General features: G+C 67.0%; 9 protein-coding genes and 1 tRNA gene. All 10 read left to right on the forward strand.

Annotated features, from left to right (window positions below; translation table 11 throughout):
- The 10 genes from nuoN to Q0907_RS07875 all read left to right on the forward strand — a co-directional run bounded on the left by nuoN (position 1) and on the right by Q0907_RS07875 (position 12,188).
- On the forward strand, positions 1-1,464 hold the full coding sequence (gene nuoN / locus Q0907_RS07830) for an NADH-quinone oxidoreductase subunit NuoN (protein ID WP_299343067.1): 1,464 nt from the start codon (positions 1-3) through the stop codon (positions 1,462-1,464).
- Between the two features lie 133 nt (positions 1,465-1,597).
- Positions 1,598-1,674, forward strand: a tRNA-Met gene (locus tag Q0907_RS07835).
- A gap of 164 nt (positions 1,675-1,838) precedes the next feature.
- Complete coding sequence (gene rimP, locus Q0907_RS07840) at positions 1,839-2,453, forward strand: ribosome maturation factor RimP (RefSeq protein ID WP_299343069.1); 615 nt, start codon at positions 1,839-1,841, stop codon at positions 2,451-2,453.
- Between the two features lie 3 nt (positions 2,454-2,456).
- Entirely contained in the window at positions 2,457-3,968 is a 1,512-nt protein-coding gene (nusA, locus tag Q0907_RS07845) for a transcription termination factor NusA (protein ID WP_296282669.1), read from the forward strand.
- Between the two features lie 142 nt (positions 3,969-4,110).
- Positions 4,111-6,759: a translation initiation factor IF-2 gene (gene infB / locus Q0907_RS07850; protein WP_299343071.1), complete on the forward strand. Its 2,649-nt coding sequence runs from the start codon at positions 4,111-4,113 to the stop codon at positions 6,757-6,759.
- A gap of 2 nt (positions 6,760-6,761) precedes the next feature.
- A complete protein-coding gene (gene rbfA / locus Q0907_RS07855; protein WP_296282671.1) occupies positions 6,762-7,139 on the forward strand; it encodes a 30S ribosome-binding factor RbfA in 378 nt (125 codons plus the stop codon).
- Positions 7,140-7,329: 190 nt separating this feature from the next.
- Positions 7,330-8,283, forward strand: a complete 954-nt coding sequence (truB, locus tag Q0907_RS07860) for a tRNA pseudouridine(55) synthase TruB (RefSeq protein ID WP_299343073.1) — start codon at positions 7,330-7,332, stop codon at positions 8,281-8,283.
- Positions 8,284-8,435: 152 nt separating this feature from the next.
- Entirely contained in the window at positions 8,436-8,696 is a 261-nt protein-coding gene (rpsO, locus tag Q0907_RS07865; RefSeq protein WP_142124238.1) for a 30S ribosomal protein S15, read from the forward strand.
- A 184-nt stretch (positions 8,697-8,880) separates the two neighbouring features.
- On the forward strand, positions 8,881-10,989 hold the full coding sequence (pnp, locus tag Q0907_RS07870; RefSeq protein ID WP_299343075.1) for a polyribonucleotide nucleotidyltransferase: 2,109 nt from the start codon (positions 8,881-8,883) through the stop codon (positions 10,987-10,989).
- 587 nt (positions 10,990-11,576) lie between these two features.
- On the forward strand, positions 11,577-12,188 hold the full coding sequence (locus Q0907_RS07875) for a DUF3617 family protein (RefSeq protein ID WP_299343077.1): 612 nt from the start codon (positions 11,577-11,579) through the stop codon (positions 12,186-12,188).
- Positions 12,189-12,350 lie beyond the last annotated feature (162 nt).

Below are 12,350 nucleotides of genomic sequence, written 5' to 3' on the forward strand. Positions count from 1 at the left end.
ATGACGACGCCGATGACCATCTCCGCCGCCGACCTGCAGCCGCTGCTGCCCGAACTGACATTGATCGGTGGTGCGTTCGCGCTGCTGATGCTGGACCTGTTCCTCGACAACTCCCGTCGCATCATCACCCACGCGCTCGCCCTGGTGGTCATGGCGGCGGTGGTATGGATGCTGGCGACGGGCGTGGGCGGGCAGGGGGCCGTGTTCAGCGGCATGTTCGTGCGCGACACGCTGGCCGACGTCAGCAAGGTGGTCATCGTCGCGGTCAGCGCACTCTCACTGGTCTATGGCTGGCCGTACCTGCGCGAGCGCAACCTGTACCCGGGCGAGGCCCCGGTGCTGGTCATGTTTGCCACGGCGGGCATGATGATGATGGTGTCGGCGGGCAGTCTGGTGATGGTTTACCTGGGCCTTGAACTGCTGGCGCTGTGCTCGTACGCACTGGTTGCGCTGAACCGCGACGACGGTCTGTCCACCGAGGCGGCGATGAAGTACATCGTGCTCGGCTCGCTCGCCTCGGGCTTGCTGCTGTACGGCATGTCGCTGGTGTACGGCGCGACCGGTTCGCTGCAGCTGCCGGCGATCTTCGATGCCACCGGCGCTGCGCTCGGTGGAAGCAGCGACGCGCGCATGCTGTTGCTGACGGGCGTGGTGTTCATGGTGGCGGGCGTGGCGTTCAAGCTGGGCGCGGCGCCTTTCCACATGTGGTTGCCCGACGTCTACCAGGGTGCGCCGACGCCGGTGACGCTGTTCATCAGCGCCGCTCCGAAGCTTGCCGCGTTCGGCATGGCGTTCCGCCTGCTGCAGGATGGCGTGGGCCCGGCGGCTGCGCAGTGGCAGTGGTTGCTGGCGGGGCTGGCGGCCGCGTCGCTGGTGATCGGCAACGTCATCGCGATCGCGCAGACCAATCTCAAGCGCATGCTGGCGTACTCGACGGTATCGCACGTCGGCTTCCTGCTGGTCGGCTTCGCTGGCGGCGGCGAGGTGGGGTATTCGGGCGCACTGTTCTACGCGATCAGTTACGCCATCATGTCGGCGGCCGCGTTCGGCGCGATCATCGTGCTGTCGCGGCAGGGGTTCGAGGCCGACAGGATCGACGACTTCAAGGGCCTGAATGCGCGCAACCCGTGGCAGGCCGGGCTGGTGCTGTGCGTGATGGCCTCGCTGGCCGGCGTGCCCCCGTTCCTGGGCTTCTGGGCCAAGCTGGTGGTGCTGGGCGCGGCCGTCAACGGCGGCTTCCTGTGGCTGGCCCTCGTCGGCGTGCTGTGCGCCGTGATCGGTGCGTTCTACTACCTGCGCGTCATCAAGGTGATGTATTTCGACGAGCCGGTGGGCGAACTCCCGCCGCCGCGTGCCGACCGCGTGGTGCCGATGGTGTTCGGCGTCAATGCACTGGCCCTGCTGGTGCTGGGCATCGCCTGGAACCCGATCATGGCGTGGTGCAAGCTGGCCTTCGCGGGCTGAGGTCGCATCCCGCGATCCACGCTGTCTTTCGCCGGCAGGGCGCTGCCGGCACCCGTGATGAACGCGATGTTTCAATTCGGTGCATGGCAAGGCTTGCAATGCGTCGGCGTATTCATCATAATTTCGCTTCTGCTGCGGGGTGGAGCAGTCTGGCAGCTCGTCGGGCTCATAACCCGAAGGTCGCAGGTTCAAATCCTGCCCCCGCTACCATGTTTATCCGAGGTCGCCGATACCGGCGGCCAACGAAAAGCCTGGGCACGCAACGACGCATGTTCCCGTCGTTGCACCGACATCCAGCGTATCGGACAAGGGGCCCATCGGGCCCCTTGTTTGTTTCAGCGAATGCAGAACCACGAACCATCGGCAGCGAATCCGTGAGCGACAAGGCCAACGACATCGCCAACCTGCTGGCACCCACCGTCCAGGCACTGGGCGTGGAGCTGCTCGGCATCGAATACCTGCCCGCGCCCGGCGGCGCCACCGTGCGCCTTTACATCGATGTGCAGGAAGCCGAGCGCGCCACGCGCCACGTCAACATCGAAGACTGCGAAGCGGTGAGCCGCGAAGTGTCCGCGCAGCTCGACGTCGAGGATCCGATCTCCGGCAACTACACGCTGGAAGTCTCCTCGCCGGGTGTGGACCGGCCGTTGTTCCGCCTGGAGCACTACGCGCGCTTCGTCGGCGAAACGGCCAAGGTCGTGCTGAAGCTGCCGCAGGAGCGTCGCCGTCGCCTGCAGGGCAAGATCACACGCCTCGAAGGCGACAGCATCGTGTTCGCCGTCGACGACGCCGAGATGACGGTGGCGTTCGACAACATCGACAAGGCGCGGCTGGTCCCCGACTGGGCCGCGCTGGGCCTGGCGCCCGAGAAACCCGGTGGCGGCCGCAAGGCCGGTGCCAAGAAAGCCGGCGACGCCACGCGTGCGCCGGCCAAGAAAGCCAAGAAAAAACCCAACCAACCGGCGGCCCGCAAGCCGCGCGCGGAGTGATCAATGAGTAAGGAACTGTTGCTGGTCGTGGACGCGGTGGCCAACGAGAAGGGCGTGCCGCGCGAAGTCATCTTCGATGCCATCGAAGCCGCCCTGGCGTCCGCCGCCAAGAAGCGCTACCTGGATCAGGACGTGCAGGTGCGCGTCACCATCGACCACAAGGACGGCAGCTACGAGACGTTCCGCCGCTGGGAAGTGGTGGCAGACGACGTGGTGATGGAATCGCCCGACCGCCAGATCCGCCTGATGGACGCCGAGGATGAAGCCGAAGGCGCCGAAGTGGGCGACTGGATCGAAGAGAAGATCGAGAACCCCGATTTCGGCCGCATCGCCGCGCAGGCTGCCAAGCAGGTCATCGTGCAGCGCGTCCGCGAGGCCGAGCGCGCCCAGGTGGTCGACGCCTGGAAGGATCGCGTCGGCGAACTGGTCACCGGCGTGGTGAAGCGTGCCGAGCGCGGCAACATCTACGTGGACCTGGGCGGCAACGCCGAGGCCTTCATCCCGAAGGACAAGGGCATCCCGCGCGACGTGCTGCGCGCCGGCGACCGCGTCCGCGGCTACCTGTTCGACGTGCGTTACGAACCGCGCGGCCCGCAGCTGTTCATCAGCCGTGCCGCCCCGGAATTCATGATCGAGCTGTTCAAGCTCGAAGTGCCGGAAGTGGGCCAGGGCCTGGTCGAGATCAAGGCCTGCGCGCGCGATCCGGGCGACCGCGCCAAGATCGCCGTGCTCGCGCACGACACCCGCACCGATCCCATCGGCGCCTGCATCGGCATGCGCGGTTCGCGCGTGCAGGCCGTGAGCAACGAGCTCAACGGCGAGCGCGTGGACATCGTGCTGTGGAACGACAACCCGGCCACCTTCGTCATCAACGCGATGGCGCCGGCCGAAGTGCAGTCGATCATCGTCGATGAAGAGAAGCACTCGATGGACCTGGCCGTGGCGGAAGACCGCCTGGCGCAGGCGATCGGCAAGGGCGGCCAGAACGTCCGCCTGGCCAGCCGCCTGACCGGCTGGCAGCTCAACGTCATGACCGCCGACCAGGTCCAGGCGAAGAGCGAGGCCGAGCAGGCCGTCGCCCGCCAGCTGTTCATGGACAAGCTGGAAGTGGACGAGGAGATCGCCGCCATCCTGGTCAGCGAAGGCTTCAGCACCGTCGAGGAAATCGCCTACGTGCCGGTCGGCGAGCTGCTGGCCGTCGAGGGCTTCGACGAGGACATCGTCGAGGAACTGCGTTCGCGCGCCCGCGACGCCCTGCTGAACGAAGCACTGGCCGAGGAAGAAGGGCTGGAAGGCGACCATCCGGCCGACGACCTGCTGGCGCTGGAAGGCATGGACGAGGAGACTGCGTTCGCGCTGGCCTCGCACGGCGTCCGCACCAGCGAGGACCTGTCCGACCTGGCGGCCGACGAAGTGGTTGAATTCGGCATCGAGGGGCTGGACGAGGGGCGCGCCGCCGCGCTGATCCTGGCCGCCCGTGCCGAAGAGATCGCTCGCTTGGAGCGCGGCGCATGACCGCCCTCCAGGCCCGCCTGGAATGCGGCGCATGAGCCACCCATGAACACCGCCCTGGCACCCGCAGGGCTTAGAATTCCCCCTCTTGAACAGGGTTGCCCCACCACCACCGGGGGGGCGGAATACCCAAACTAGGATCCGAATGTCGCAGCAAACCACCATCCGCAAGCTCGCTGAACTGGTCAACACGCCGGTAGAGAAACTCCTGGAGCAACTGTCCGAAGCGGGCATGAGCTTCAGCGGTCCCGACCAGGTCGTGACCAGCATGGAAAAAGTGAAGCTGCTCGGCTTCCTCAAGCGCTCGCACGGCAAGAGCGATGCCGCGGTGGATGAAGCTGCGCCCAAGAAGATCACGCTGAACCGCCGCAAGGTGCAGGAAGTCACCGTCGCGGCCGGACGCAGCAAGACCACGGTCAACGTGGAAGTGCGCCAGAAGCGTACGTACGTGAAGCCGACGGACGCCGAATCGGTGGCGACCAACTGGCAGAGCGAGGCCGATCCGGAGCGCGCGGAAATCCTGCGCAAGCTGGAGGAGTCCCGCCAGCGCAACCTCGACGAACAGCAGCGCCTGGCGCAGGAAGACGCCAAGCGCGCCGAGGAACTGGAGCGCCGCCGGCAGGAAGAGGCCGCCGCGCGCGCCGAAGCCGAAGCTGCGCGTGCACAGGCCGATGCGGAAGCCGCCGCACTGGCCGCCGGTGCCGTCGCTGTGGATGGCGACGAGTCGGTGCGTCCGGCCAAGCCCGCCACCCAGGGCCACCATGTGCCCAAGACGGTCGTGCGCAAGGATCCCCCGCGCACCGACGACCGCAACAACGCCGCTGCCGCCAAGCACAAGACGCGCGGTTCGCACGCGATGGTCGCCGGCGTCGAGGACGACGACAACACCAGCCGTTTCGCGGGCCAGCTGCACCTGTCCGCCGCCGATCGTGCCCGTCGTGGCGCGTCGCGTGGCAAGCCCAAGCCGCCGCGCCGCCATGAGCAGAGCCGCGGTGGCGGTGGTGCGCACGGCTTCGAGCGTCCGACGGCACCGATCGTGCGCGAAGTGGCGATCGGCGAGACCATCACCGTGGCCGACCTGGCGCAGAAGCTGGCGCTGAAGGGCGGCGACGTGGTGAAGGCGCTGTTCAAGATGGGCGTGATGGCCACCATCACCCAGACCATCGACCACGACACCGCTGCGCTGATCACCGAAGAACTCGGCCACAAGGCCGTGCGCGCCGACGCCAACGACGTCGAGAACGAACTGCTGGCGCATTCGGAGGAGCAGCAGGGCGACAAGGTCGCGCGTCCGCCCGTGGTCACCATCATGGGGCACGTCGACCACGGCAAGACCTCGCTGCTGGACTACATCCGCCGTACCAAGATCGCCAGCGGCGAAGCTGGCGGCATCACCCAGCACATTGGTGCGTACCACGTGGAGACGCCGAAGGGCGTCATCAGCTTCCTCGACACCCCGGGCCATGCCGCGTTCACCGCGATGCGCGCCCGCGGCGCCAAGCTGACCGACATCGTGGTGCTGGTGGTCGCGGCCGACGACGGTGTCATGCCGCAGACCCGCGAAGCCATCCAGCACGCGAAGGCCGCGAAGGTGCCGCTGATCGTGGCGGTGAACAAGATCGACAAGTCCGACGCCGACCCGCTGCGCGTGAAGAACGAGCTGCTGGCCGAAGAAGTGGTCGCCGAAGAGTTCGGCGGCGACACCCAGATGGTCGAGATCTCGGCCAAGACGGGGCAGGGCGTGGACAACCTGCTGGACGCTATCTCCATCCAGGCCGAACTGCTGGAACTGAAGGCCGTGGAAGACGGCCGCGCCAGCGGCGTGGTCATCGAATCCTCGCTGGACAAGGGCCGCGGCCCGGTCGCGACGGTGCTGGTGCAGCAGGGCACCCTGAAGAAGGGCGACTACCTTGTCTGCGGTATCCAGTACGGCCGCGTGCGGGCACTGTTCGACGAGACCGGCAGCCAGCCGCCGTCGGCCGGCCCGTCCATCCCGGTGCAGGTGCTGGGCCTGTCCGGCGTGCCGGAGGCGGGCGACGACTTCGTCGTGGTCGCCGACGAGCGCCTGGCCAAGGACGTGGCGCAGCAGCGCGACGCCAAGCGCCGCGAATCGCGCCTGGTGCAGTCTGCCGGCAGCCGCATGGAAGACATCATGGCGCAGCTGGGCAAGGGCGAAGGCCAGCTCAGCCTCAACCTGATCGTCAAGGCGGACGTGCAGGGTTCGGTGGAAGCGCTGCGCCATTCGCTGGTCGCGCTGTCCAACGAGTCGATCCGCATCAACATCATCAGCTCCGGCGTGGGCGGCATCACCGAGTCCGACGCCAACTCCGCGGTCACCTCGAAGGCCACCGTCATCGGCTTCAACGTGCGTGCCGATGCGTCCGCGCGTCGCATCATCGAAGCCAACGGCGTGGACCTGCGCTACTTCTCGATCATCTATGACGTGATCGACCAGGTGAAGCAGGTGGCGTCCGGCCTGCTGGGCGTGGAGATCCGCGAAGAGATCATCGGTATCGCCGAAGTGCGCGACGTGTTCCGCAGCTCCAAGTTCGGCGCGGTCGCAGGCTGCATGGTGGTCGAAGGCACGGTCAAGCGGAACAAGCCGATCCGCGTGCTGCGCGCCAGCACGGTGGTGTTCGAAGGCGAACTGGAGTCGCTGCGCCGCTTCAAGGAGAACGTCGACGAAGTGCGCAACGGCACCGAGTGCGGCATCGGCGTGAAGGCCTACAACGACGTGCAGCCGGGCGACCAGATCGAGTGCTTCGAGCGCATCGAAGTGCAGCGCACGCTCTGATCATGCCGACCAAGTCGTTCCACCGCACCGACCGCGTGTCCGCCCAGCTCCGCCGGGAGCTGGGTACGCTGGTGCACGAGGCCGTGCGCGAGCACGGCCTGCCGTCGGTCAGCGTGTCCGACGTCGAAGTCACCCGCGACATGGCGCACGCCAAGGTGTTCGTTACCGCCCTGATGCCGGAACGCTCGGTCGAGGCGATGAAGGGCCTGAAGGAACTGGCCTGGGGCTTGCGCATGGAATTGGCACGACGCGTGAAGATGCGTCACGTGCCGGAGCTGCATTTCCACTACGATGATTCCGTCGACCGCGGCGAACGCATCGAAAATCTGCTGCGCGACCTGCCGCCCCCGCCGGCCGACGAAGAGCCGCGGGATCCGTAAGCGGAGGCGGCGCCCGGCCCGCGCATGGTCGAGCCCACCGCCGTGCCGTCCGTCGGACGGTCCGCGCCACCGTTGGTGTGCGGAACCCGCTAGCCGCGCTTGCGGGCGCGCGCCATGCTCCTGCTCTTCCCTGCATGCGAAGAGCGTCGCGGGCGTGGCCTGCACTTACGAAAGGAACGCGTTGCTTCCCATGGCGTCGCCCGAGACCAAGTTCCGCGCCCTTGACGGCATCCTGCTGCTCGACAAGCCGCAGGGCATGAGTTCGAACGGTGCGCTGCAGGTCGCGCGTCGCCTGTTCAGGGCCGAAAAGGGCGGTCATACCGGAAGCCTGGATCCGTTGGCGACCGGCCTGTTGCCCCTGTGTTTCGGCGAAGCCACCAAGATCGCCGGATTGCTGCTGGGGTCGCGCAAGGCCTACGACACGGTCGCCGTGCTCGGAACGACCACCGATACCGACGACGCCGATGGCGTCCCGCTGCGCCAGCGCCCGATACCGCCGCTGGATGCCACCACCGTCGCTGCTGCGCTCGCGCCACTGAAGGGTCGCATCCGCCAGCGCGCTCCCATCTACTCCGCGCTGAAGCAGGGGGGCGAGCCGCTCTACACGAAGGCGCGGCGGGGTGACGTCATCGAAGCGCCGGAGCGCGAGGTCGAGGTCCACGGCATCGAGATCCTCGGGATCGCGCCTGATCGGCTTTCCCTGCGCGTGGAATGCGGGTCCGGGACCTACGTGCGCAGCCTGGTCCGTGACCTCGGCGAGGCGTTGGGGTGCGGCGCCCATGTCGGGGCCCTGCGGCGCCTCTGGGTCGATCCGTTCCTGCAGGCGCCCATGTACACCCTGGAGGCGTTGCAGGCGTTGGCTGAACAAGGGGGCGACGCTGCCCTGGAGGCCTGCCTGCTGCCCATCGAGTCCGGTCTGGCCGGCTTCCCGCGGGTCGAGGTGGATGCTGTCGGTGCACGCCGGTTGGCGCAGGGGCAACGGTTGCGGGGGTATCCACCCAGCGAGGTCCCGGTGGCGATCCACGGGCCGGAAGGACGCGTGCTGGGCCTCGGGACGGTCGATGCCGAAGGCACACTGTCGCCGCAGCGGTTGTTCGCCTGGGCGGTGGCCGGCACCGCCGTGAAGACGGACCGCTCGCAATAGAACCTTGTTTCACAAGGACCCGGAGGCTACACTACGCCGCCGGTTTTATGCCGGTATCTCGTTCATTTCCCAGCTTCATCAACGGCGGGCCAGGCGGTGCGCGCGGAGGACACCCGCGTTCCTGCAGGCCACGCATCCACCAGAGAAAACGCATGTCCATCGATACCCAGAAAGTCATTGCCGACAACGCGCGCGGCGCCAACGACACCGGTTCGCCGGAAGTCCAGGTGGCCCTGATCACCGCCCGCATCGAGCACCTGAGCGGCCACTTCAAGACCCACAAGAAGGATCACCACAGCCGCCGTGGCCTGCTGCAGCTGGTCAATCGCCGCCGCAGCCTGCTTGACTACCTCAAGAAGAAAGACAACGAGCGCTACAAGACCCTGATCGAAAAGCTCGGTCTGCGTCGCTGATATACCCCCGACCGCGGCGCAGAGATGCGCCGCGGTTTGCATTTCAGGGAACGGAATGCGCTGCATCCGCTGGCCGCACCGGGCCCGCCCCTCCCAGCACCACCGGCCGGACGCATCCGGCCAGCCACGCGCGACAAGGGTCGCGTGAGGTCCAACCCGCACAAGGCATCCCAAGGAAACCCCCGTGGCAAAAATCACCAAAACCTTCCAGTACGGCAAGCACCAGGTCACCCTGGAGACCGGCGAAGTCGCCCGCCAGGCCGGCGGCGCCGTCGTCGTCAAGTTCGACGACACCGTGCTGCTGGTCACCGCCGTGGCCGCGAAGTCCGCCCGCGAGGGCCAGGACTTCTTCCCCCTGACGGTCGACTACCAGGAGAAGTTCTACGCCGGCGGCCGCATCCCCGGTGGCTTCTTCAAGCGCGAAGGTCGCGCGACCGAGAAGGAGACGCTGATCTCCCGCCTGATCGATCGCCCGCTGCGCCCGCTGTTCCCGGAAGAATTCCGCAATGAAGTGCAGGTCATCGCCACGGTGATGTCGCTGAACCCGGAAATCGACGGTGACATCCCGGCGCTGATCGGTGCCTCCGCCGCCGTCGCCCTGACCGGCGCGCCGTTCAACGGCCCGATCGGTGCCGCCAAGGTCGGCTACGTCAATGGCGAGTACGTGCTGAACCCGACCGTCAGCGAACTGAAGGACTCCAAGCTGGAGCTTGTGGTCGCCGGTACCGCCAACGCCGTGCTGATGGTCGAATCCGAAGCCGCCGAGCTGTCGGAAGAAGTGATGCTGGGTGCGGTGATGTTCGGTCACCGCGAGATGCAGAAGGTCATCACCGTGATCAACGAGCTGGTGGCCGAAGCCGGCAAGCCGAAGTGGGACTGGCAGCCGCCGGCCAAGAACGAAGGCCTGATCGCCGCCCTGCGCCATGCGGTGGGCGACAGCCTGGCCGGTGCGTTCCAGGTGCGCGACAAGATCGAGCGCCGCGATGCCATCTCCAGCCTGAAGAAGGCCATCCTGGGCGCGCTGGCGCCGCAGGCCGAGAGCAATGCCTGGAGCACGGGCGACCTGTCGAAGGAATTCAGCGAGCAGGAATACCAGACCATGCGCGCCTCGGTCCTGAAGACCAAGGTCCGCATCGACGGCCGTGCGCTCGACCAGGTGCGCCCGATCTCCTCCAAGGTCAGCGTGCTGCCGCGCGTGCACGGCTCCGCGCTGTTCACCCGTGGCGAAACGCAGGCGATCGTCGCCGTCACGCTGGGCACCGCCCGCGATGGCCAGGTGATCGACGCCGTCGCCGGCGAGTGGAAGGACCACTTCCTGTTCCACTACAACTTCCCTCCGTTCTCGGTGGGCGAAGCCGGCCGCATGATGGGCCCGAAGCGTCGCGAAATCGGCCATGGCCGCCTCGCCAAGCGCGGCGTGCTCGCCGTGATGCCGACGATGGAAGCCTTCCCGTACACCATCCGCGTGGTGTCGGAAATCACCGAGTCGAACGGTTCCTCGTCGATGGCCTCGGTCTGCGGCAGCTCGCTGGCGCTGATGGATGCGGGCGTGCCGATCAAGGCGCCGGTGGCCGGCATCGCGATGGGCCTGGTGAAGGAAGGCGACGAATTCGTCGTGCTGAGCGACATCCTGGGTGACGAAGACCACCTGGGCGACATGGACTTCAAGGTCGCCGGTACCGCCAACGGCGTGTCCGCGCTGCAGATGGACATCAAGATCGAAGGCATCACCGAAGAGATCATGAAGCAGGCGCTGACGCAGGCGAAGGCCGGCCGACTGCACATCCTGGGTGAAATGGCCCAGGCGATGTCCGCACCGCGCCAGGAACTGAGCGAGTTCGCGCCGCGTTTGATCACCATCAAGATCCACCCCGACAAGATCCGCGAAGTGATCGGCAAGGGCGGTTCGGTGATCCAGGCCATCACTAAGGAAACCGGCACGCAGATCGACATCCAGGACGACGGCACCATCACCATCGCCTCGGTGAACGGCGCCGCCGGCCAGGCCGCCAAGGCCCGCATCGAGCAGATCACGTCCGACGTCGAGCCGGGCCGCATCTACGAAGGCAAGGTCGCCAAGATCATGGACTTCGGTGCGTTCGTCACCATCCTCCCGGGCAAGGACGGCCTGGTGCACGTCTCGCAGATCTCCAACGATCGCGTCGAGAAGGTCAGCGACGCGCTGAAGGAAGGCGACGTGGTCAAGGTCAAGGTGCTGGAAGTCGACAAGCAGGGTCGTATCCGCCTGTCGATCAAGGCCGTGGAAGAAGGCGAGGGCGTGTCGGCCGAGTAAGCCGCACGACATCGCAAGGCATGACGGAAAAGCGGGCTTCGGCCCGCTTTTTCTTTTGGGTCACGGAGTGCCGCATTGCGGCGCATCGTGCCTGTGCACGGCCATCGTCCGTGTCTTTCTACGACCGCCGGACTTCCGTCCTGGCTGTGTCGGTTTCCCGGCTCGCGGCACGAGCGTAGCCGCCCGTGCCCTCGGTTCGCCCCGCGCAAACGCAGGCGAGCCCGGCACTGCTGCCGCCGCGCAGCGGCGCGGACATGCCCCTTTTCCGCGCGTCCCGCCTGCGCACGACGTCGACGTGATGCAGGGCGAGCCTAGGGCGCTCCCGTTCTGGCACCGGACTTGCACGGCGTCACGCGCGTCACGGAATTTGCGAAATTCGAATTTCAGTTTTGCGTCGGCATGCCGATAGGAACGGGAAGAACGTCGAAGAAGTGCAGCGGGGAAGCTGCCTTTCGTGAGCAGGGGAAACGTCCGTACCGGCGTGGTGTGGCGCCTTCCGGGGAGCCGCCGAGGCGATGTCTCGGGGTTCGTCTGGCGTCGTGCAGTGCGGGACGTCGACACGCGGTTTGGTCACTTGGGGGAAATCGATGGAATCAGTCGTCGGCACGCGTGCGCGGGCCAACAGCAGGCCGATGTCGGTCTGCCGCGCGTCTTTCCGGCCATGGCGGCTCCTGCTGCTCGCGTCGACCCTGCTGCCTTGCCTGGCTGACGCTGCCGACGGCAAGGCCTATGCCGATGTGCCGGTACGCAAGGCCGGCCTGTGGGAGGTGACGATCATCGCGCACGCACCACCGGGTGCGGGCGGGCGTATGCAGCCTGCCATGACCGCGCTCCAGTGCACCGACGCGGGTGCCGAGCGCGTGGTGCCGTTGTTCCTGCTTCCCGCCCGCGAGCAGTGCCGCCAGATCACCGTTTCCAGGAACGGCAGTGGCCATGAGATCAACACCGTCTGCGAGACGCACGGCCAGCGCGTCGACACGCAGGTGAAGGTGCAGGGCGACATGCAGGCCCGGTATGAGGGCACCTATCGCATCCGCTACCCGGCGTCTCCTTCGAACGACACAGGACACGTGCCGTTCAAGGGGCGCTGGCTGGGCCGGTGCAAGCCCGGCCAGCGCGCCGGCGACATGGTGCTGCCGAACGGCATCACCGTGAACACGGTCGACGATGCGCGGCGCGCAAGCGGGCACGCGCATTGAACGGCCTCGCTGTCCCGGATGCATGGCATCGCGCCACGCCGCATCCGCATCGCACGCCGGGCATGGCCATGCGCACCACTTCTTGCTCGCGCAACACGGGGTCGCCCGTGGCGCTTTCTAGTCTTCTTGCTTTCAGGACGGAACGGATCATGCAGATTGCCG

Origin of the sequence: uncultured Pseudoxanthomonas sp. (genome assembly GCF_947498795.1) — a bacterium.
Lineage (GTDB): Bacteria > Pseudomonadota > Gammaproteobacteria > Xanthomonadales > Xanthomonadaceae > Pseudoxanthomonas_A.